The 19,815-nt window shown below is 64.7% G+C and carries 22 protein-coding genes; 18 read left to right on the forward strand and 4 right to left on the reverse strand.

From position 1 onward, the window contains the following. Window positions 1-6: 6 nt before the first annotated feature. The 4 genes from ACJMKZ_RS09420 (at window position 7) to modC (ending at window position 3,061) form a co-directional block, all read left to right on the forward strand. Entirely contained in the window at window positions 7-426 is a 420-nt protein-coding gene (locus ACJMKZ_RS09420) for a F0F1 ATP synthase subunit epsilon (RefSeq protein ID WP_405232931.1), read from the forward strand. A gap of 64 nt (window positions 427-490) precedes the next feature. Beyond that, window positions 491-1,300 (forward strand): molybdate ABC transporter substrate-binding protein, encoded by an 810-nt coding sequence (modA, locus tag ACJMKZ_RS09425; RefSeq protein WP_405232932.1) that lies wholly within the window; start codon window positions 491-493, stop codon window positions 1,298-1,300. Between the two features lies 1 nt (window position 1,301). Beyond that, complete coding sequence (gene modB, locus ACJMKZ_RS09430) at window positions 1,302-1,982, forward strand: molybdate ABC transporter permease subunit (RefSeq protein WP_405232933.1); 681 nt, start codon at window positions 1,302-1,304, stop codon at window positions 1,980-1,982. Further along, window positions 1,982-3,061 (forward strand): molybdenum ABC transporter ATP-binding protein, encoded by a 1,080-nt coding sequence (modC, locus tag ACJMKZ_RS09435; protein WP_405232934.1) that lies wholly within the window; start codon window positions 1,982-1,984, stop codon window positions 3,059-3,061. The genes modB and modC overlap by 1 nt, the downstream gene beginning before the upstream one ends. Window positions 3,062-3,088: 27 nt before the next feature. Here the strand turns inward: modC and ACJMKZ_RS09440 are convergent, their stop codons facing one another. Next, on the reverse strand, window positions 3,089-3,643 hold the full coding sequence (locus ACJMKZ_RS09440) for a hypothetical protein (RefSeq protein ID WP_405232935.1): 555 nt from the start codon (window positions 3,641-3,643) through the stop codon (window positions 3,089-3,091). A 160-nt stretch (window positions 3,644-3,803) separates the two neighbouring features. Between ACJMKZ_RS09440 and glmU the strand changes: the two genes are divergently transcribed. The 6 genes from glmU (at window position 3,804) to ACJMKZ_RS09470 (ending at window position 11,570) form a co-directional block, all read left to right on the forward strand. Continuing rightward, window positions 3,804-5,171 carry a bifunctional UDP-N-acetylglucosamine diphosphorylase/glucosamine-1-phosphate N-acetyltransferase GlmU gene (gene glmU, locus ACJMKZ_RS09445; protein ID WP_405232936.1) on the forward strand — a complete coding sequence of 456 codons (1,368 nt, stop codon included), beginning with the start codon at window positions 3,804-3,806 and terminating at the stop codon, window positions 5,169-5,171. 30 nt (window positions 5,172-5,201) lie between these two features. Further along, entirely contained in the window at window positions 5,202-7,034 is a 1,833-nt protein-coding gene (glmS, locus tag ACJMKZ_RS09450) for a glutamine--fructose-6-phosphate transaminase (isomerizing) (protein WP_405232937.1), read from the forward strand. A gap of 344 nt (window positions 7,035-7,378) precedes the next feature. Next, a complete protein-coding gene (locus tag ACJMKZ_RS09455) occupies window positions 7,379-9,934 on the forward strand; it encodes an AAA family ATPase (protein WP_405232938.1) in 2,556 nt (851 codons plus the stop codon). A 340-nt stretch (window positions 9,935-10,274) separates the two neighbouring features. Continuing rightward, window positions 10,275-10,433 carry a BrnT family toxin gene (locus ACJMKZ_RS09460; protein WP_405232939.1) on the forward strand — a complete coding sequence of 53 codons (159 nt, stop codon included), beginning with the start codon at window positions 10,275-10,277 and terminating at the stop codon, window positions 10,431-10,433. Continuing rightward, window positions 10,417-10,683 carry a BrnA antitoxin family protein gene (locus ACJMKZ_RS09465; RefSeq protein WP_405232940.1) on the forward strand — a complete coding sequence of 89 codons (267 nt, stop codon included), beginning with the start codon at window positions 10,417-10,419 and terminating at the stop codon, window positions 10,681-10,683. Before ACJMKZ_RS09460 ends, ACJMKZ_RS09465 begins: the two co-directional genes overlap by 17 nt. Window positions 10,684-10,793: 110 nt before the next feature. Next, window positions 10,794-11,570 carry a type 1 glutamine amidotransferase domain-containing protein gene (locus tag ACJMKZ_RS09470; protein WP_405233166.1) on the forward strand — a complete coding sequence of 259 codons (777 nt, stop codon included), beginning with the start codon at window positions 10,794-10,796 and terminating at the stop codon, window positions 11,568-11,570. 216 nt (window positions 11,571-11,786) lie between these two features. On the opposite strand, the gene ACJMKZ_RS09475 is transcribed toward ACJMKZ_RS09470, so the two are convergent. Beyond that, a complete protein-coding gene (locus ACJMKZ_RS09475) occupies window positions 11,787-12,485 on the reverse strand; it encodes a hypothetical protein (RefSeq protein WP_405232941.1) in 699 nt (232 codons plus the stop codon). 101 nt (window positions 12,486-12,586) lie between these two features. Here ACJMKZ_RS09475 and ACJMKZ_RS09480 point away from each other — a divergent pair, with 101 nt between their 5' ends. Next, window positions 12,587-13,138 (forward strand): DUF3052 domain-containing protein, encoded by a 552-nt coding sequence (locus tag ACJMKZ_RS09480; RefSeq protein ID WP_405232942.1) that lies wholly within the window; start codon window positions 12,587-12,589, stop codon window positions 13,136-13,138. Between the two features lie 18 nt (window positions 13,139-13,156). Here the strand turns inward: ACJMKZ_RS09480 and ACJMKZ_RS09485 are convergent, their stop codons facing one another. Continuing rightward, on the reverse strand, window positions 13,157-15,004 hold the full coding sequence (locus tag ACJMKZ_RS09485) for a sigma 54-interacting transcriptional regulator (protein ID WP_405232943.1): 1,848 nt from the start codon (window positions 15,002-15,004) through the stop codon (window positions 13,157-13,159). 183 nt (window positions 15,005-15,187) lie between these two features. Here ACJMKZ_RS09485 and ACJMKZ_RS09490 point away from each other — a divergent pair, with 183 nt between their 5' ends. The 7 genes from ACJMKZ_RS09490 to ACJMKZ_RS09520 all read left to right on the forward strand — a co-directional run bounded on the left by ACJMKZ_RS09490 (window position 15,188) and on the right by ACJMKZ_RS09520 (window position 19,181). Beyond that, a complete protein-coding gene (locus tag ACJMKZ_RS09490; RefSeq protein WP_405232944.1) occupies window positions 15,188-15,610 on the forward strand; it encodes a nuclear transport factor 2 family protein in 423 nt (140 codons plus the stop codon). A gap of 33 nt (window positions 15,611-15,643) precedes the next feature. Continuing rightward, the gene (locus ACJMKZ_RS09495) at window positions 15,644-16,399 is read left to right on the forward strand and encodes a cysteine hydrolase (protein WP_405232945.1); all 756 of its coding nucleotides are present in this window, start codon (window positions 15,644-15,646) and stop codon (window positions 16,397-16,399) included. Between the two features lie 44 nt (window positions 16,400-16,443). Beyond that, the gene (locus ACJMKZ_RS09500) at window positions 16,444-16,929 is read left to right on the forward strand and encodes a YHS domain-containing (seleno)protein (RefSeq protein ID WP_405232946.1); all 486 of its coding nucleotides are present in this window, start codon (window positions 16,444-16,446) and stop codon (window positions 16,927-16,929) included. A 281-nt stretch (window positions 16,930-17,210) separates the two neighbouring features. After that, window positions 17,211-17,396 (forward strand): hypothetical protein, encoded by a 186-nt coding sequence (locus ACJMKZ_RS09505; RefSeq protein WP_405232947.1) that lies wholly within the window; start codon window positions 17,211-17,213, stop codon window positions 17,394-17,396. 316 nt (window positions 17,397-17,712) lie between these two features. Further along, on the forward strand, window positions 17,713-18,447 hold the full coding sequence (gene gph / locus ACJMKZ_RS09510; protein WP_405232948.1) for a phosphoglycolate phosphatase: 735 nt from the start codon (window positions 17,713-17,715) through the stop codon (window positions 18,445-18,447). Between the two features lie 48 nt (window positions 18,448-18,495). Continuing rightward, complete coding sequence (locus ACJMKZ_RS09515; protein ID WP_405232949.1) at window positions 18,496-18,885, forward strand: MAPEG family protein; 390 nt, start codon at window positions 18,496-18,498, stop codon at window positions 18,883-18,885. A gap of 14 nt (window positions 18,886-18,899) precedes the next feature. Then, window positions 18,900-19,181 (forward strand): hypothetical protein, encoded by a 282-nt coding sequence (locus ACJMKZ_RS09520; RefSeq protein ID WP_405232950.1) that lies wholly within the window; start codon window positions 18,900-18,902, stop codon window positions 19,179-19,181. A 12-nt stretch (window positions 19,182-19,193) separates the two neighbouring features. On the opposite strand, the gene ACJMKZ_RS09525 is transcribed toward ACJMKZ_RS09520, so the two are convergent. Next, window positions 19,194-19,763, reverse strand: a complete 570-nt coding sequence (locus ACJMKZ_RS09525; protein ID WP_405232951.1) for an NnrU family protein — start codon at window positions 19,761-19,763, stop codon at window positions 19,194-19,196. Window positions 19,764-19,815: the final 52 nt, after the last annotated feature.

Here is a 19,815-nt window from a genome sequence, read left to right on the forward strand (position 1 = left end):
CGAGCAATGCCAACCATCAAAGTCGACATCGTCAGCGCGGAAGGCGAGATCTATTCCGGCACCGCCGCGATGGTCTTCGCGCCGGCGTCTGAGGGCGAGGTGGGCATCGCCCCCCGCCACGCGCCGCTGCTGACGACGCTGAAGCCGGGCATGTGCCGGGTGGAGGACGAGGAAGGCGCCGAGCACAACTTCTACCTCACCGGCGGCGTGCTCGAGATCCAGCCGCACATGGTCACCATCCTTGCGGACACTGCGCTCCGCGGCGAGCAGCTCGACGAGGCCGCCGCCCTGCAGGCCAAGGAAGCCGCCGGGAAGGCGCTGGAAGGCGCCGCCGAGGAAACCGACCTGGCGCAGGCCCAGCAGGAGCTGGCGGAGGCCGAGGCCCGCTACCGCGCTGCCCAGAAGCTGAAGGGCAAGACCGGCTGAGTCCGGCTTGACCCCGTCTGCGCGCCCGCGCAGATTAAGTGCCTCTGTACGGAGGCTCCCCGGCATGCGCCACACCGCGACAGGACGACCGGCCGTCCTGAAGACCACGGCACCGAAGACCTTATCGACGATCCTCCTCGTTACGGGCGCGATCATCATCGCCATCGCGTTCGCCGGCTCGAGTGCGAGGGCCGCGGACGTGACAGTGGCGGTCGCCGGGAATTTCCTCGCGACGGTGCAGCAGCTGGAGCCCGAATTCGAGCGCCGCACGGGCCACGAGCTGCGCCTCGCCGCCGGCTCCACCGGCAGCCTGTATGCCCAGATCGCGAACGGCGCGCCCTACGACGTCTTCCTGGCTGCCGACGAGGCCCGGCCTGCCCGGGCGCTGGAGGAAGGCCACGCGGTAGCCGGCAGCGCCTTCGTCTACGCCGTCGGCACACTCGTCCTCTGGTCCGCCGACCCGGACGGTCCCCCCGGCCCCGAAGCGCTGGAAGGGCAATTCCACCATCTCGCCATCGCCAACCCCCGCACCGCACCCTACGGCGCCGCAGCCCAGGAGGTGCTGACGGCGATGGGACGCTGGGAGTCACTGCAGGGCCGTATCGCCCGCACCCAGAGCGTGGCCGGCGCCTGGTCCGCGGTGGCTTCCGGCGCCGCCGACCTCGGTTTCGTCGCGCTCTCCTCCGTCCTCACGAACGATGCCAGGGAGGGCCGCTACTGGGAGCCGCCCCAGGCCCTGTACACGCCGCTGCACCAGACCGCCGTCCTGCTGACGCGCGGCGCCGATAACCCCGGCGCGGCGGCCTTCCTCGAGTTTCTCCGCAGCGCCGACGCCCGCGCCGTCATTCGCCGCGCCGGCTACCGCATCCCCTGACATGTTGTCTCCGGCCGACTGGGAAGCCGCGCGCACCACGCTACTGCTGGCTGCCACCACCGTGGTGGTGCTGATACTCGTGGCCACGCCGCTGGCCTGGCGCCTGGCCTTCGCCCGCGGCCGCTGGGCCCGGGTGGCCGAGGCCGTGGTGGCCATGCCGCTCGTGCTGCCGCCCACGGTAATGGGGTTCTATCTGCTGGTCCTGCTCGGCCCCGCCGGCCCCATCGGCAGCTGGTGGGTGAAGCTCACCGGCGACACGCTGAGCTTTTCCTTCATCGGGCTGGTCATCGCCTCCTGCCTGCATTCGTTGCCGTTCGCCGTGCAGCCGCTGCAGAACGCGTTCGAGTCCGTGGGCCGCCGGCGACTCGAGGCCGCCGCCAGCCTGCGGGCGAGTCCGCTGGACGCCTTCTTCTCGGTGGCGCTGCCGCTGGCGCTGCGGGGCTACGTGACCGCCGCGGTGCTCACCTTCGCCCACACCCTCGGCGAATTCGGCGTCATGCTGATGGTGGGCGGCAACATCCCCGGCCGCACCCGGGTGTTGTCCATCTCCATCTTCGAGCACGTGGAGACGCTGGACCATGCGGCCGCCCACCGGCTGGCCGCGGCGCTGCTCGTCTTCTCCTTCGTGGTGCTGCTGTCGGTGTATCTCGCCAACGGCCGTTACCGGACGCGGGTGGCCTGATGCGCCTGGCCCTCGACCTCCACGTGCGCCGCGGCCGCTTCGAGCTGCGGGTGGACGAGGAGCTGGAACTGGAGGGCATCACCTCCCTGTTCGGCCCCAGCGGCGCCGGCAAGACCACCCTGCTGCAGGCAGTGGCGGGATTCCTTCCCGGCACCGGCCGCATCGAGGCGGACGGCGTCGTCTGGCAGGACGGCCGCCGCTTCCTCCCGCCCCATCGCCGGCCGGTCGGCGTCGTCTTCCAGGACGGCCGCCTGTTCCAACACCTGGATGTGGCCGGCAACCTCGACTACGCCGCCCGCCGGGCGGACCCGCGCGGCCCCTCGGTGCGCCGCGGCGAGGTGATCGCCGCCCTCGGCCTCGCCGGGCTGCTCGACCGCCGCGTGGATACGCTCTCCGGCGGCGAGACGCAGCGGGTGGCCATCGGCCGCGCCCTGCTGGCCCGCCCGCGCCTGCTTTTGATGGACGAGCCGCTGGTGGCGCTGGATCGGGAGCGCAAGGCCGTCATCCTGGCGATGATCGCGGAGCTGCCACGGCGCTTCGGTTTGCCCGTGCTGTTCGTGAGTCATCTGGTGGAGGAGATCGCCCAGATCGCCGACCGCCTCGTGGCGCTGCGAGACGGGCGCACCGCGGGCCAGGGCCCGACGGTGGCCATGCTGGAACGGCTCGGTGCCGAAGTCACCGGCCACTTCGAGGCCGGCTCCCTGCTGGAGGGCCACGTCACCCGCCACGACGAGGAACACTCGCTGACCTGCGTGGACGTCGGCGCGGGGCTGCTGTGGACGCCGGGCGCCATGCACGCCGGCGTGGGCGAGCGCGTTCGGGTGCGGCTGCGCGCCCGCGACGTGGCGTTGTCCCTGCGGCGGCTGGAGGGGGTATCCATGCGCAACCAGCTGCCGGCCACCGTGGTGCAGGTCCGCGAGGAGACCGGCCCGTACGCGGAGGTGCGGCTGGACTGCGGCGGCGCGATGGTGCGGGCGCGTATCACCCGGCTGGCGGTGCGCGACCTCGGACTCGAGCCGGGCCTGCTCGTCTACGCGCTGGTGAAAACGGTGGCTTTCGACCGCCGTCTCAAGGTCTGACGGTCGGCCGACCCAGGCCAGGGCCCCTCAGCGCAGCGACCCGGTCACGCTCGCGTAGTTCCAGGACCCCACGATGCGCGTGCGCGGCCGATGATCGGCCAGGCGCTGCCGCTGCCAGCGCTCGAACGCGGCCTGCTCCAGGTCCGGCGGCCGGCGCCAGTCGTCCCGGGCGTGGTAGTGCCAGACGTATTCGTCCAGATAGCCCGCATCCGCCACCGCCGCCAGCGTGTCCAGGTACGCGTCCCGGGCGTCCTTCATGCGGCTCTGCTCGTGCCAGGTCTCCACGAGTATCTCCCGCGCGCCCAGCTCGCAGTCCCAGGAATGGTTGCGGGCCGGGTTGTCCCCGCCGATCATGAGCTGGCAGGTGCTGCGGTCCAGGCTGTAGGCTACCCAGCTCTGCAGATCCGGGCTGTCGTCGATAAGCACCTGGGGCGGCAGGTAGAACGTGTCGCCGTCGGTGACACCGTCGCGCACGTAGATGCGGCCGTCGCAGGCGGCCAGGGCCAGCGTGGCCGCGCAAACGGCCAGCGTCACGGCGGGTCCGGGCCGTCGCGCGGCCCCTGTTTTCGGGCTACGGGTCATGTCCGTCCTCCCGGGAGGATTGATGTCCGGGCATTCTGCCACAGCCAAACTGAACGAACGCTGAGCACCGTCACGCCTGTGAACCGGGTAACATCACGGCCCCCGCGCCTGCGCTATCATTCGATTTTACGTAAACACACCCACAGACAACCCGAAACCCTTGCCACTCAGCATCGTCATACTCGCCGCCGGGCAGGGCACCCGCATGCGTTCGGACCTGCCCAAGGTCCTGCAGCCGCTGGCGGGCCGTCCGCTGCTCGCTCACGTGGTCGATACCGCCCGCGCGCTGGGCGCGGCTGATATCTGCGTGGTCTACGGCCACGGCGGCGACCGGGTGCGGGACGGCTTCCCGGAGGCCGACCTCCGCTGGGCCCTGCAGGCCGAGCAGCTGGGCACCGGGCACGCGGTCATGCAGGCGCTGCCGGACACCCCGGAGCCCAACCAGGTGCTGGTGCTGTGCGGCGACGTGCCGCTGATCCGGCCGGAGACGCTTCAGCGCCTCACCGAGGCCTGCGCCGACGGCAGCGTGGGCGTGCTCACGGTGGACGTGCCGGACCCGACGGGCTACGGGCGCATCGTCCGCGGCGCGGACGGCGACGTGCAGCGCATCGTCGAGCAGAAGGATGCCAGCGGCGCCGAACTCGACATCGCCGAGATCAACAGCGGAATCATCGTTGCTCCGGCCGCCCGGCTCTCGGGCTGGCTCGAAAACCTGAGCGCCGACAACGCCCAGGGCGAGTACTACCTGACCGACATCATCGCCAGCGCGGTGGCGGACGGCGTCGCCGTCCACGGCGTGAAGGCGGAGTCCTGGACCGAAGTCATGGGCATCAACGACAAGAGACAGCTGGCCGAGGCCGAGCGGGCGCTGCAGCGCCGCCGGGTGGAAGAGATCATGACGGCGGGTGCCACTGTGGCCGATCCGGCGCGGGTGGACATCCGCGGCACGCTCACCGTCGGCCGCGACGTCTTCATCGACGTGAATGCCGTCTTCGAGGGCGAGGTGGTGCTCGGCGACCGGGCGCGAATCGGCCTTGGCGTGGTGGTGCGCGACAGCCGCATCGGGGCGGACTCCGTCATCCATCCGCATACGGTGATCGAGGAGAGCGTCATCCACGCCGGCTGCCAGATCGGCCCGTTCGCGCGGCTGCGCCCCGGCGCCGAGTTCGCCGACGGCTCCAAGGCCGGCAACTTCGTCGAGGTGAAGAAGAGCCTGATCGGCGAGGGCAGCAAGGTGAACCATCTCACCTACATCGGCGACACCACCATCGGCCGCAAGGTCAACGTGGGCGCCGGCACCATCACCTGCAACTACGACGGCGCCAACAAGCACCGCACCGTCATCGGCGACGGCGCCTTCATCGGCTCGGGAGTGAATCTCGTGGCGCCGGTGGAAGTGGGCGCGGGCGCCACCATCGGCGCCGGCTCCACCATCAGCAAGCCGGCGCCGGCAGAGAGGCTGACGCTGGCGCGCAGCAAACAGATCACACTGGAACACTGGAAGCGGCCGCAGAAGAAAGAGTCCTGACGGGCTCGCCGCTGCAGCAAGGAGAAGCATATGTGCGGCATCGTCGGCGCCATCGCTGAACGCAACGTGGTCCCGGTCCTCGTCGAGGGCCTCAGGCGACTGGAATACCGCGGCTACGACTCTGCGGGCGTGGCCGTGCTCGAGAAGGACGGCGGCATTGGCCTGCGCCGCACCGTCGGCAAGGTGGCCGAACTCGATGCCAAGCTCGAGGCCGATCCCCTCGAGGGCCGCCTCGGCGTGGCCCACACGCGCTGGGCCACCCACGGCGGCGTCACCGAGGCCAATGCGCATCCGCACCTCTCCGGCGACCGCGTGGCGGTGATCCACAACGGCATCATCGAGAACTACCAGGAGATCAAGGAAGAACTCCAGGCCAAGGGCTACGAGTTCCTGTCCGAGACCGACACCGAGGTGGCCGCCCACCTGGTGCACGACCACCTGAAGGATGGCTGCGACCTGCCCGAGGCCGTGCGCCGCTCCGTCGCGCGTTTCACCGGCGCCTTCGCCCTGCTGGTGTTCGACGCCACCGACCCGGACCGCTTCGTGGTCAGCCGCGTGGCCAGCCCGCTCGTGATCGGCCTCGGCATCGGCGAGAACTACGTGGCCAGCGGCGTGCCCGCGCTGCTGCCGGTCACCCAGCGCTTCATCTACCTCGAGCAGGGCGACCTCGCCGAGATCAAACGCGACGCCGTGAACATCTTCGACGTGGACGGCAACGCCGTCGAGCGCAAGGTGCACGAGACCCAGTGGAGCAGCGACTCGGCGGAGAAGGGACCCTACCGCCACTTCATGCTGAAGGAGATCTTCGAGCAGCCGAGCGCGCTGGCCAACACCCTGTACGGCCGCATCGAGAGCGGCAAGGTCGTCACCGACTCCCTCGGCCCCCAGGCCGCCGAGATGCTCAACGACGTCGAGCACATCCACATCGTCGCCTGCGGCACCAGCTACCACGCCGGCTGCGTCGGCAAGTACTGGCTGGAGTCGCTGGCCGGCGTCACCTGCCAAGTGGAAATCGCCAGCGAATACCGCTACCGGCACGTGGCCGTGCCGCCCAACACGCTGTTCCTGACGCTGTCACAGTCCGGCGAGACCGCCGACACGCTGGAAGCGCTGCGCATCGCCAAGCAGTCCGGCTACGTCGGCAGCCTTACCATCTGCAACAGCGCCCACAGCTCCATGGTGCGGGAATCCGACCTCACCATGATGACCCATGCCGGCCCCGAGATCGGCGTCGCCAGCACCAAGGCCTTCACCACCCAGCTCCTCTCCATGCTGCTGGTGACCCTCATCCTCGCCCGCCAGCGCGGCATGAGCGCGGAGAAAGAAGCCGAACTCGTGCCCCACGTGATGCACACCGCGGCGGCAGTGGAGGAGGCGCTGGGCATGAGCGACACGCTGAAAGATCTCGCCGAGGACTTCGCCGAGAAGCATCACACGCTGTTCCTCGGCCGCGGCCCCATGTGGCCGATCGCCATGGAAGGCGCGCTGAAGCTGAAGGAGATCTCCTATATCCACGCCGAGGCCTATGCTGCGGGGGAACTCAAGCACGGTCCGCTGGCGCTCATCGACGAGGACATGCCGGTGGTGGTCGTCGCGCCTAACAACGAGCTACTGGATAAGCTGAAATCCAATATGCAGGTGGTGCGGGCGCGTGGCGGGCAGCTCTACGTCTTCGCCGACAAGGAGACGGGGATCCAGAGCGAGGAAGGTGTGAAGGTCATCGACATGCCGCACGCCGATCGGCTGATCGCGCCGATTGTTTATACCGTGCCGTTGCAGCTGCTGGCGTATCACGTCGCCGTGCTGAAGGGGACGGATGTAGATCAGCCGAGGAATCTGGCGAAGTCGGTGACGGTGGAGTAATTCGACGGCGGATTGTGCCGGTCCGCTCTCTCCTCGCTAAAGCGCAATCAGCCGCAGTCGGATCGCTGCGCGTTGTTATCGAGCACGTAGCCAGCTCCCGTTCTGGGATCGCGATGATCTTCGGATCGAACGCGGTTCAAAATCGAACGGCCCCCCGCCGGGAACATATCTCCCCATAACCTTGAGTCTGTTCAGGCGCTTGTGGGCCGGCGTCGCGCGATAATTTCTGATTGTGGTACTTTTCGACCACCAAGTTCTCTCCGACTCAGTGCGTCCCGCAGGCGTCGAGACTGACGTAAAAATGGATCTCAGGCGATTGAGACGGGTGAGCGAGGAGTAAATTGATGGAAGACCTCAACACATGGTTCTCGGGTCGCCCAAAGTGGCTGCAGGAAGCTGCCAGCCTTCTCCTGACGAAAGGGCGTCTAGCCGATAAGGACGTCGATACGCTTTTCGACAAGTGTTTGCGTGAGGTCGACTCGGGAGACACACCAACGGAGGCCTCGTTCCCCACGGACGCGTTCGGTCTCCAAAGCGAGTCAGCACTGCACCTGTGTTCCATCGGCAGTGTGAAAGGCATCAACGCGCTAGCACCTCGTAGTCCACTGGAATTCGGCTCGGACAACATGACTGTCGTCTACGGGGGAAACGGATCTGGGAAATCCGGCTACGTTTGGATATTGAAGCACGTATGTGGCGCCCGGAGTCCAGGAACGCTGCATCCCAACGTGTTCGCCACAGACGGCGCTCCACAGTCGGCCAACATCACGTACAAGAGCGACGGTCGCGAACGCCAGGTCTCTTGGAGTACCAATGACGGGGTTCAGGCGGACCTTCGGCCCGTGGATATCTTCGATACGGAGTGCGGCAGAATGTACTTGGAGGGCGAAAGTGAGGTCACCTATGAACCGCCCGCACTCGTGTTCTTCTCCGAACTGATCGCCGTCTGCGACGAGATCTCGCGTCGCATTGATGACAAAATTCGCAGACTCGCTTCGAAGAAGCCTCAGATGCCTGCGGAGTTAGCCGAGACAGTTCTCGGGCTCTGGTACTCGTCCCTGACCGCCGCAACTACACCTGAAGATGTCGCTGCGCACACGGAATGGTCCACCAAAGCCGACAATTACGTTACCGATCTGGAAAAGCGACTGGCAGAGAAGGCGCCCGCCGATCGGGCCAAGGAACTGCTTTCGAAAAAGAAGTACCTGGAGAAAATACTCCGTGGGATCGAGAGCCACGTTTCGACACTCTCCGATGAGAACTGCCGTCAAATCGTGAGGCTAAAGAAGGACAAGCGCATCAAACGTGAGGCCGCACAGGCCGCAGCTACCAAGGCGTTTTCCGGGGCTCCCTTGAAGGGCATCGGAACGGATGCCTGGAGTCTCTTGTGGGCCCACGCGCGCCGGTACTCCGAAGGGTACGCGTATCCTGACCAGCCATTTCCGCAGCTTGGCTCCGATGCCAAATGCGTGCTCTGCCATCAGCCATTGTCGGATGATGCCCGAAAGCGCCTCGCATCCTTCGAAGAGTTCGTCAAAGGGCAAGCCGAGGAAGATGCGAGAGTCGCGGAGACGGCCCTCGACGATGCGATGCTCGTTATCGGGGACATACCGACCGCTCAGGAAATCAAGACACAGTGCGACGCGGCAGGACTGACCTACGAAGGGGACATGCCCCCGTTGGTCACTTTGGTGGAGGCTCTCCGGCAACGCAAAGCAAAGCTGCTCGATGTAGAGTCGGAGACTGATCTGCCTGACGCTCCGGATTTCACGTCTTGGCTACAGGACAGTAAGAAGAAAGCGTCTGAATACGCTGAGGCCGCACAGAAGGCACAAGAAGACGCAACGTCCGACACGCGGCCACAACTCAAGAGCGAACTGCGTGAACTCAAAGCGCGGAAGTGGCTCTTCGAACAGCGTCTTGCCGTAAACGCAGAGATTGAGAGGCTTCAGGCCATCACGCGCTTGAACAGTGCAAAGCGGCTGACGGACACGCGCGGTCTCTCGCGCAAGAAGGGCGAGCTTGCGGAAGAACTTATCACGGAGGCGTACATACAACGATTCCACGATGAACTGGCCGCGCTTAGGGCATCACAGATCAAGATCGAACTGGTCAAGAAGCGAGTTGATCGAGGCCGCGTTCTTCATGAGTTGCGCTTGGCGAATGCCCGATCCGGCGCGCCGCGGGAGGTTCTGAGCGAAGGCGAACACCGCGTCGTATCTCTTGCTGCCTTCTTGGCGGACGTAACGGGGAAGCAACAGCCCGCGCCATTCGTGTTCGACGACCCTATTTCATCGTTGGATCAGGACTTTGAGGAGGCCGTAGTGCAGCGTTTGGTACGCTTGGCTGCGGATAGGCAAGTTATCGTGTTCACCCATCGAGTTTCTCTGCTGGTTCTATTGCAGGAATTCGCGAAGCGCGAGGGACGTGAACCTAAGGTGACCTGTGTCAGAAGCGAGCCTTGGGGTACGGGTGAGCCGGGCGACACGCCGCTGTTCGTGAAGAAGCCCGACAAGGCGCTCAATGTGCTCCTGAATGAGCATCTGGCCAAGGCTCGGAAGGTGCATGAAGCGGAAGGCGAAGCCGCCTACGCGTTATTTGCGAAGTCTATTTGCAGCGATTTCCGCATTCTTCTGGAACGCATGATCGAATGCGAGCTGTTGGCGGATGTTGTTCAAAGGTTCAGGAGGGCCATTAACACGCAAGGCAAACTGGACAAGCTGGCACGAATCACGGCCGAGGACTGCAGATTCCTCGAAGACCTGATGACGAAGTACTCCCGTTATGAACACTCGCAGCCGAATGAAGCTCCGGTCGCGCCCCCCAAGCCAGGTGAACTGAAAATGGACATAGAGGCACTGCGGGACTGGCGAGAGGCCTTTATTGCGAGGTCCTTGTGACGCGTCCGTCAAAAAGGCCTATCCAATAACTGTGTGAAGCGGACGGCTCTACGCGCCGCTGCTGACGCGTTGATGTGAAAATTGGACGAGGGTATGTCGTTCGAATCTGCCTGATATGCTCCATCTCGCACATTGGGAGTGGCTTAATTCACGGGCTACGGTCAGGTCCTCGTTCAAGCTTCCATGGGCTTGCCAGTATTGTCAGATATATACATACTCAATACATAAATCGAATCAGATGCTATCAAGCCCTCTGCGAACTTGAGAAAGCATCGGATTTGCTTCGAGGAAGCCTCTGGACTGCTCTCCTCGCTAAGCGGGTTTAGCGCAGCAGAACGCCTTGGCCGACTACGAGCACCGCTGGATAGTGATCGCCATGACCGTCAGAGCCCGCCTGTTAACGCTGGTGTATACGTTGCGCTGGGCGGATCGCATTCGCCTCATCGCCGCACGCAGGGCCACCCGAAAGGAAGCCGAATTCTATGCCAAAGGAACATGACTTCTCGAAAGCGAAGCGAGCCAGGGACGTGCCGCACCTGGCAAAGCTGCAATCGCAGGCCAGGGGCAAGACCCGGATCACGATCATGCTCGACAACGATGTGCTGATGACGTTTCGTGCGAAGGCGGAAGCGGAGGGAATCGGCTATCAGACGCTCATCAACCGGACGCTGCGGGAAGCACTGGCATCGGGTCCGGTGGACGAGGAGACTCTGCGTCGAGTATTGAGAGAGGAACTCAAAACAGGCTGAGTCGGGCCGAGATGGAACCCGGGAGCGGTTCGGGACGCAATTGTTGCGCGGGAATCGCCAAATAAAGGTACTTGGGCAGCGGAAAGAGGAATCCATTGAACTTGAAGCTTCTGATCAAGAAATCGCGTGCCCTGGCGCTTACCTGCTGTTTGGCTGCATCACTACTCGCCGCGGCTCCGACGTTCGCTGCCGCAAAAGGCAAGATTCTCTTTGTCGCTTCAAACGTCCTCGACATGGGCGATCCGGAGCAGCACGATGCGCGTAACAACCTCTGGGAGTATGCACCGCCTTACCATATCTTCGTAATGCATGGTTACGAGGTCGATTTCGTCTCGCCTCAGGGAGGCCCCGTCGAGTTCATGATGGATCCCCTGGGAATCAGCAGCTATGCCATCAAGTACGAGAACTTCTTGGGCAAGGCTGGAAACACGCTCAAACCCGGTCAGATTGATGCGGCCCAGTATCAAGCCGTGTATATCGGCGGTGGCTACGGCACATTGTTCGACGTTGCATCCGACGAAGCACTGATGAACCTCATCGGTCGCATATACGAACACGGCGGCGTCGTGGGTGGCTGCGGGCATGGCCCGGGCGGCTTTGCCAACGCCAGGCTCGAAGACGGCAGCTATCTGGTCGCAGGTAAGCGCGTGGCCGGGTTCCCGAATTCGACGGAGCGTTCCAAGTCATGGGCGAAGGAAGGCAGCCTGTTGCCGTTTCTCGTCGAGGATCAACTCCGCAAGAACGGAGCAGAGGCCCAGAATAAGGAAACGCTGGCGGACAAACATGCGGTCGTTGTCGATCAACGCATTGTCTCAAGTATGTTCTTGCCGTCAGCTGCATTGGTGGCCGAGGAGATGGTGCGGTTGCTCGAGCGGGACGATCCGTAAGCTTCCCCGACCGGGGTAAGTTACGCTCCCGACACCCTGGAACGCCTGATCGTTGGCACCAGCCCAAAAGAACCGCGGCTCGCATCATGTACGCGTAATGCAGTAGTCCCGAGTGCTCACTCGGCTTCTTGCAATCGCCGGTCCCCCAGCTGAATGCGCGGTCGGGAGTAAGCCTTCTGTACGAGCATCCTCCCGACCGCTTTTCAGTCGCGATTCCTAATTGCCCCAGCTCTTGATCCGGCTATACATGCTCACCGTGGTGATCTTGCGGATGTCGCCAACCGTGCCGACGAATTTCGCGTAGGCATCGCCTGCCAGCAGCTTGTCCAGGTAATTGTTCAGGTCAGCGATATTGGGCGCCGTGATCAGTACCACGTGGCTGTAGCCTGTGGCTCCCGCCCGCGCTTCCATGAGCCGAACCGAGCCCGGATGACCCGCCTCTTTGATCATGGTGCCGAAAGCCTCGGCATAGCGGCGAGGGTCGGAGACGGACATCACGTAGGCGGCTACGGCCCCATGTTCGCGCCAGTTACCGCCCTCACGCATACGCTCTATGTAGAGGGTCTCACCGGTGAGATCCGCGATGTCGTTCACGGCAAGCAGATAGCGCGGCCAGGCATCACTCGCCAGCCGTGTGCTCGTCATTTTCTGATAGGCATCGTGGCTCTGGTGGTCGGTGACGATCAGATGCGTGGTCGGGTTCGAGCCATTGAATTCAGTAGCCCAGAGAGAGACTTTCGCCGCTTTCATTTCGTCGGTCGCAAGAAAGCGGTCCAATGCGGCGACGAATGCCGGCGGATTCTCCACCTCGAAGCCATAGACGGCCTCCACCGGCGCGGCCGAGCCGAGCGAGCTCGCGCCGAGCAGTGCCATGGAAGTCGCGGTCAGTAACGATTTTCGTATCCAGGTTTTCATTGTTATTCCCCCGTCATTTATCCCGCCGATGGCGGATAGCCCGACAGATTGTCGGACTATCTGACATAAGACCACGCCCGTTGTGTTACCGCAACATACGGATGCGCGCCGGGCCGATCTCCGGCTCCATTCACCGCATGACGCCCCGAGTGGTGTCTGTCACTGGCTGTGCCACAATTCGGCATGAGGCGGATCTCTTGCGGGATCCTCTGGTCAAGAAAGGTAATCAGAAGGCGCCTAAAGCCATGGCCGGTTATTCAGGCACTCCGCTAAGCAAGAAACTCGGCATCAAGGCGGGAACCCGGCTGAAGGTCAGAGGTGCTCCGGCCCAATATGAAGATCTGCTGGCGCCGCTGCCGGAGGGCGCCATCGTATCTTCAAGGCTTCGCTCGCCCTTCGACATTCTTCATGTCTTCACGAAGTCCCGCAGGAAGCTGCAAACCGAACTCGAGCGCGGCATACGCGAGATACGCCAGGACGGTGCCCTGTGGGTTTCCTGGCCGAAGAAGGCATCCGGTGTCGAGACGGACGTGACCGAGGACGTCGTGCGTGAAGTCGCGCTGCCGATGGGGTTGGTGGATGTGAAGGTCTGTGCGGTCGACGAGACGTGGTCCGGGCTGAAGCTGGTAATCAGGAAGGCTCTGCGGCGGTGACCGCGCGGCGAGTTCGCGCTACGTTGCCCCCGGTTTCTCGATCCCCAGCTGCTTCATCCGGTACTTCAGCGTTGACGGATTGAGCCCCAGCAGATCCGCGGCGCCGTCCTCGCCCCAGACCCGCCAGTCCGCGGCGCGTAGCGCGGCGGTGATATTGGCCTTCTCCATCAGCCGGAACTCGGCTTCCGTGACGAAGTCGGTGCCGTCCGATGTTGATGCCGTCCCCGCCGGCAGCTCCGCCGTCTCCGGCAGCGCGAGGTCCGTTCGCACCCGCTTCCCTTTCGACGAGATCGCCGCCCGCTCGATGACGTTCTTCAGCTCCCGGATGTTGCCCGGCCAGTCGTGGCGCTCCAGCAGCCCGAGCTGTTCCCTCGTGAGCTTCAGGTTTTGGCGTCCGAGTTCCTCGCCGATCACCTTCAGGAAGTGTGCGGCCAGCGGCGCGATGTCGTCCACGCGCTCGCGCAGCGGCGGCACGTGGATGGGGAAGACGCTGAGGCGGTAGTAGAGGTCTTCCCGGAAGCGTCCCGCCTTCACCTCTGCCAGCAGGTCGCGGTTGGTGGCGGCGACCACGCGTACGTCCACCTTCTTCGTCTGGTCGTCGCCCACCCTTTCGAACTCGTTCTCCTGCAGCGCGCGCAGCAACTTGCCCTGCTGTGACAGCGGAATCTCGCCGACCTCGTCGAGGAACAGGGTGCCGCCGTCGGCGAGCTGCAGGCGCCCTACCCGGTCCCGGTGCGCCCCGGTGAACGAGCCCTTCACGTGACCGAAGAACTCGCTCTCGAACAGGTCCTTCGGGATGGAGGCGCAGTTCACCTTCACCAGCGGTTTGTCGGCGCGGCCGCTGTGGGCGTGGATGGCGCGGGCGATCATCTCCTTGCCCACGCCGGATTCGCCGAGGATGAGCACGTTCGCGGGCGTCGGCGCCACGGCCTCGAGCTGGGCAAGGGTGCGCTTCAGCGCCTCGCTCTGGCCGATGATCTCGCCGTAGTGGAAGGAGACGTTGACCTCGTCCCGCAGGTAGTCGCGTTCCTGCTCGAGCTGCTCCTTCAGCCGCTTGATCTCCTCGAAGGCCTCGCGCCGCTGTGCCTCCAGCGCCTTCCTCTCGGAGATGTCGCGGAAGATGACCACGGCGCCGGCCGGCTTGCCGTCCTTCACGATGGGCGTGCTGGTGTACTCGACCGGCACGGCGGAGCCGTCCGAGTGCCAGAAGACCTCGTCCTCCACGTGGTGCACCTGGCCGTCCTTCAGCGCGGCGTAGATGGGGCATTCCTCGCGGGGGTAGTTACGGCCGTCCGGGTAGGTGTGGTGGTGGATCTCGTGGGAGCGTTCGCCGAGGATGCGCTTCGTATCCCAGCCCACGATGCGTTCCGCCGCGGCGTTGCCGAAGGTGAGCCGGCCGTCCGCGTCCAGGCCGTACACGCCCTCGCCCGCGGATTCGAGGATGAGGGAGTGGTACGCCTCCATCTCACTGAACTTCTGCCGTAGCTGCAGCTCGTCGGTCAGGTTCTGCGTGAGCGCAAGCACGTGGCTCACCTCGCCGTCCTTCGATACAGGCACCAGCGAGGTGGTGTACTGGGCGCCGCCCTCGTCGGCGTAGCGGAAGTGCACCTCCTCACCCTGCAGTGCCCTGGCGAGTTGCGTCTCGACCCGCTCCCGGTCGTCCTCCGCGGCGAGGTCGGCGAAAGCCGTGCCGATGACGTCCTCGGGGGCCTTCGCGCCTGCCCATTCCAGGCCGACCCGGTTCGCGCCCCGGATCCGGCCCTCGCCATCGAGCTCGACGACGGCGTGGGGTGAATGATCGAAGAGCGCCTGATAGCGCTCTGCCAGCACCGGGCCGGATGATTCCCGGCTGGGACGGGTCGCCATCGCTTTCTCCCTCTCTCCACCGCAAAGATTTACGGATTGGACCATTAAATCCTGCGGTCCGCAAATTCCTGCGGTCACTCGGAATCACTAACTTATTGTTTTCCCGAGAATTCGCGAGTTGGCACGGTCGCTGCAGTAGGAGAGCCAGAAATCGACATCGTCAGTTTTTGCAGGAGACACGGCATGACCCGCCCACCGACACCGCCCTTCACCCGGGAGACGGCACTCGCGAAAGTCCAGGCCGCCCAGGATGCCTGGAACACCCGCGACCCGCAGCTCGTGGCGCAGGCCTACACCCCGGACTCCGAGTGGCGTAACCGGGACGAGTTCTTCACCGGCCGCGCCGCCATCGAGGCGTTCCTCACCCGCAAGTGGTCGCTGGAACTGCACTACCGGCTGATGAAGGAGCTGTGGTGCTACACGGGCAACCGTATCTCCGTGCGCTTCGAGTACGAGTGGCAGCACGCCGGCACCGGCCAGTGGTACCGCACCCACGGCAACGAGCACTGGGAGTTCGATGCCGACGGTTACATGCGCCGCCGCGACATGAGCGCCAACGACGTTCCCATCCTCCCCGAGCACCGACGCATCGGTGTGCAGGGCTGATCCCAAGAAACCCCACCAGAAGGAAACCAACCGATGAACGTAATGACCCGAACTCTGACCTCCCTGCTGGCCGCCTTGCTGGCTGTAATGGCCCTCTCCGCCACCGCGCACGCCCAGCTGCCGGACCCCGGCATGGACATCGTGCCCGGCGCCACCGCGCTGGTGATCACCGATCCGCAGAACGACTTCCTGAGTCCGGAAGGGGTCACCTGGGGCGTCGTCGGCAAGAACGTGAAGGAGAACGGCACGGTGGAGAACATCGACAAGCTGTTCGCCACGGCGAAGGCGGTCGACATGCCCGTCTTCATCTCGCCGCACTACTACTACCCCCACGACCACGACTGGCAGTTTGAGGGTGCGCTCGAGACGCTCATGCATTCCATCGGCATGTTCGACCGCGAGGACGCTCTGTCGCTGGTCGGCTTCGAAGGCTCGGGCGCCGACTGGCTCGCGCAGTACAAAAAGTACATCGAAGACGGCGAGACCGTGGTCACCAGCCCGCACAAGGTCTACGGCCCGGAGACCAACGACCTCGTGCTGCAGCTCCGCAAGGCGGGCATCCGCAAGGTCATCCTGGGCGGCATGTCCGCCAACCTCTGCACGGAGTCCCACATGCGCGAGCTGATCGAGCAGGGCTTCGAAGTGCTGGTGGTCCCCGACGCCACCGCCGCCGCGCAGCTGCCCGGCTGGGACGGCTACGCCGCCGCCCTCACCAACTTTCGCATGATCGCGAACCACATTGCCCCGACCGGTGAGACCGTGAAGGCCATCGAGGCCGCCTACCGGTAGGGACGATACCGCCGACCTGTAATCAATCCATAAGGAGTACGACAATGTTTATCAATCTGAAATCTGCTGCCATCGCTACCGCTGCCGCCCTGATGCTCACCACCTCTGCCTGGGCCGCCGACGAGTACAACGTCTCGACCGGCGTGACCACGGCCGGAGTGCCCCTGGGCCTGCACGGCATCGATACGGTGGCGCTGAGCACTCTCAATGCCGCCGCGGAAGGTGACGCGGCCCACACCGTCACCCATGACGGCGTGGCCTACTACTTCGCCTCCGAGGCATCGGCCGAGCGGTTCAAGACAAACCCGGAAGGCTACCTGCCCCAGTACGGCGGCTTCTGCGCGTTCGCGGTGGCCAAGGGCAAGAAGTTCGACGGCGACCCGATGTTCGCGGACATCGTCGACGGCAAGCTCTACCTGTTCGTCAACGACGCGGTCTTCCAGATGTATCTGGCGGACAAGGAGAACATCCTCAGGAAAGCCGAGGAGACCTGGCCGAAGATCCGCAGCACGGCTGTGGGCGATCTGTAATCAACCCTGCCCTCTGGCGCGGTCGGGAGTCCCGGCTCCCGGCCGCGTCTTCATTTGTGCGACATCCCCCTGCCGGACCGATCGCCGTCGAAGACCACTACACCGCGAACGCGGAGGGAGACTACTGCTCCGTCGCGGACTGGACCGGCTACAACCTCCTGAGAAGGGCGGAGCTCGAGTCCGAATACGGCACGAGGCGAGGGGACGTCGAACTTTGACGCGTCCGTCGTTCCCTGGCCCGTTGCGCGTAGACTCAGCTCTCCGTATGAAGAGGACGCGCCATGCCGAAGATCTTAATCGCCGAGTTTCCCGCGAACCGGGACAAGGTCCCGGAGGTCGAAGCGACGTTGAAGGAGGCGTTGGTCGACACGCGTGCCTTCGACGGCTGCATCCGCATCGACACGTATTTCGACGAGGCTGTCTCGCAGAGCTTCCGCGTCAGGAAACTCGAGCCGCGGGAAGTCTGACACTCCCCGATGATCCCTCGTGGGGTCACCGGAGGTATCAGAACCGGCGATCAGACTCTGCGGTGGCGTATCCGCTTGCGCGGCTCTTCCTCAGAGCGGCGCCCGTTGCGCCCATTGCGACGATAGCGCCGGTGTGCGAGGTAGCAGGCGACTGCCATCGCGATCAGCAATCCTGCTAGCGCGATCCCGTCGAGTGTGAAATAGACATCCGTGTAATCCATGGCTGTACGATACCTCAATGCTGCACTGCAGCAACTCAGGTATTATCCTCACTTGAATCCTCCGTGTCCATCCCCACGGCAAAAGATTAATTGTTTTGAAACAATCGATTAGCGACAGATTAGAGAACAAGCGGTATCCCCGGGCCATCGTCTGGGACCTCGACGGCACCCTCGTCGACAGCGTCGGCGACCTCGGCTCCGCGCTGAACGACGTGCTCCGGCAGCACGGGCTGGCTCCCCGGAGCGCAGACGCCGTCCGGGGGATGATCGGCGACGGGGTCGGCGAACTCCTGCGCCGGGGTTTCGCCGCGGCGGGCCGGCCGCTCGCGCAGGCCGAAGTGCCGCCGCTCCGGCGTGACTTCCTGGCCGTCTACGGCCGGTGCGCCACCCGGGAGACGCGGCCCATGCCCGGAGCGGCAGCGGTGCTCGCGGCCCTGTCGGCCGAGGGCTGGCGCCATGGCGTCTGCACCAACAAGCCGACCGCGATCGCCCGCGACATCCTCGAGGCACTGGAAATGAGCGGTGAAATCGACGTCGTCGTCGGCGGTGATGACTCCCTGCCGCTGAAGCCGGATCCGGCGCCGGTGCGTGCCTGCCTGGAGGCCCTGGACGTATCCCCGGCGCGGGCGTTGATGGTGGGCGACTCGCTCAACGACGTGGCTGCCGGCCGGCAGGCCGGCGTCCCCGTGATCTTCGCCCGTTACGGCTATGACCATGTGCCCGGCGGCGAAGCGGCCCCCGCCGGTCTTGCCGCTTCCGTCGACGCCCTGGAAGAGGTGCCCGCGATCGCGCGCCGACTCGTCGACGCCGGCGACCGTTCCCATCGGTGAGGCCGGGGCGTAGGATGGTGTCGTAGACCAGAACAACGGGAGAACCCGATGCCGGTCGAACTGAAGGTCCTCGGCTACGCAGCACTGCTGCAATTCGTGCAGTTCGTGTTGATGGCCGTGCCCGTCAACAAACAGCTGGGCCCCCGATACACGGGTGGCAACCGGGACGAGCAGAAACAGCCCTGGGGCGTCCCCGGACGGCTGAAACGGGCGCTCGACAACCACTTCGAAGGCCTGATTCTGTTCACAATCGCCGTCGTGGTGGTGGTGCTGGGCGAGGCGTCCACACCGGCCACCGAGGCGGCCGCCTGGACTTATCTGGTGGCCCGGGTGGCCTACGTGCCGGCGTACGCGTCCGGCGTCTTCCTGATCCGCTCGCTTATCTGGACGGTCGGCTTCGTCGCCACGCTGGTGATGCTGCTGATCGCGGTGTTCTAGCCATGAACCGTACCTTGCGAAGAATCGATCCCTGGTCGGCGGCCAAAATCTCGGCCGCCACCGCCGCGGTGTTCATGTTCGTCTACGTGCTGCTCGGCCTGCTGGTGATGACTTTCACCGACATCCAGCTGGGTGCGTCGGACGGGCCGTTCGCCACGGCCTCCGTCTGGCTGCTGCTGCTGATGCCCGTCGCCTACCTCATCGTCATCTATCTGATGACGCTGCTCATCTGCCTGATCTTCAACACCGTGGCAGGCTGGCTGGGCGGCATCCGCATCGAGCTGAGCGACGACTGACGGCGGCCGTTCTCAGCCGAAAGGCGCCACGCCGAACCAGGCCTCGTGCAGCCAGAGCACGAAGATCACGTAGACGCCGAGACCGGCGGCCACGACCAGCACGTCGTTGATCCCCTTGGCCGGCGCCGAGGGCACCGGGCGCTCGGTCCGCCGCTTGAACGAGATGCGGTCCACGACCGCCCAGATCAGGAAGCTGCCGAACAGGACGACGTCTGCCAGAGTGCCGTTCACCAGCAGATGGGCCACGGCCCACAGCTTCACCGCCACCAGCTGCGGGTGTTTGGTGGCGGCCTTGATCTTGCCCGGCAGGTAGGGCGCGAAGAACAGGACGAAGACGGGCAGCAGCAGCAACGCCGCGAGATGTTTCATCCACACCGGCGGCACGTAGAGCAGCGTCGGGTCCATGCGCGCCGCCGCATAGCCCTTGACGATGAGCACGATGCCGACGATGGAGACGACGCCGTAGAACGCCTTCCATCCCAGTTCACTCTTCGCCGCCATCCGGTTGCGGAATCCTTCCGCCACGATGGAGGAGGAGTGGATGCCGAGGAAGAGTACGAGCCCCAGAATCAATAGCGCCATAGCCGGGTTCCCCTGTTCTGCGCGTGGTATGACAGGTGGCTAGTCTACCGGC

It is taken from the genome of Lentisalinibacter salinarum (assembly GCF_040706555.1).
In the GTDB taxonomy this organism is placed as follows: Bacteria; Pseudomonadota; Gammaproteobacteria; order Steroidobacterales; family Woeseiaceae; genus Lentisalinibacter; species Lentisalinibacter salinarum.

Bases quoted from the DNA above. Each gene is read 5' to 3' on its own strand.
- ACJMKZ_RS09420 (WP_405232931.1), top strand. From the start codon at position 7: ATGCCAACCATCAAAGTCGACATCGTCAGCGCGGAAGGCGAGATCTAT.
- modA (WP_405232932.1), top strand. From the start codon at position 491: ATGCGCCACACCGCGACAGGACGACCGGCCGTCCTGAAGACCACGGCA.
- modB (WP_405232933.1), top strand. From the start codon at position 1,302: ATGTTGTCTCCGGCCGACTGGGAAGCCGCGCGCACCACGCTACTGCTG.
- modC (WP_405232934.1), top strand. From the start codon at position 1,982: ATGCGCCTGGCCCTCGACCTCCACGTGCGCCGCGGCCGCTTCGAGCTG.
- ACJMKZ_RS09440 (WP_405232935.1), bottom strand. From the start codon at position 3,643: ATGACCCGTAGCCCGAAAACAGGGGCCGCGCGACGGCCCGGACCCGCC.
- glmS (WP_405232937.1), top strand. From the start codon at position 5,202: ATGTGCGGCATCGTCGGCGCCATCGCTGAACGCAACGTGGTCCCGGTC.
- ACJMKZ_RS09455 (WP_405232938.1), top strand. From the start codon at position 7,379: ATGGAAGACCTCAACACATGGTTCTCGGGTCGCCCAAAGTGGCTGCAG.
- ACJMKZ_RS09465 (WP_405232940.1), top strand. From the start codon at position 10,417: ATGCCAAAGGAACATGACTTCTCGAAAGCGAAGCGAGCCAGGGACGTG.
- ACJMKZ_RS09475 (WP_405232941.1), bottom strand. From the start codon at position 12,485: ATGAAAACCTGGATACGAAAATCGTTACTGACCGCGACTTCCATGGCA.
- ACJMKZ_RS09480 (WP_405232942.1), top strand. From the start codon at position 12,587: ATGCGCGCCGGGCCGATCTCCGGCTCCATTCACCGCATGACGCCCCGA.
- ACJMKZ_RS09485 (WP_405232943.1), bottom strand. From the start codon at position 15,004: ATGGCGACCCGTCCCAGCCGGGAATCATCCGGCCCGGTGCTGGCAGAG.
- ACJMKZ_RS09490 (WP_405232944.1), top strand. From the start codon at position 15,188: ATGACCCGCCCACCGACACCGCCCTTCACCCGGGAGACGGCACTCGCG.
- ACJMKZ_RS09495 (WP_405232945.1), top strand. From the start codon at position 15,644: ATGAACGTAATGACCCGAACTCTGACCTCCCTGCTGGCCGCCTTGCTG.
- ACJMKZ_RS09500 (WP_405232946.1), top strand. From the start codon at position 16,444: ATGTTTATCAATCTGAAATCTGCTGCCATCGCTACCGCTGCCGCCCTG.
- ACJMKZ_RS09505 (WP_405232947.1), top strand. From the start codon at position 17,211: ATGCCGAAGATCTTAATCGCCGAGTTTCCCGCGAACCGGGACAAGGTC.
- ACJMKZ_RS09515 (WP_405232949.1), top strand. From the start codon at position 18,496: ATGCCGGTCGAACTGAAGGTCCTCGGCTACGCAGCACTGCTGCAATTC.
- ACJMKZ_RS09525 (WP_405232951.1), bottom strand. From the start codon at position 19,763: ATGGCGCTATTGATTCTGGGGCTCGTACTCTTCCTCGGCATCCACTCC.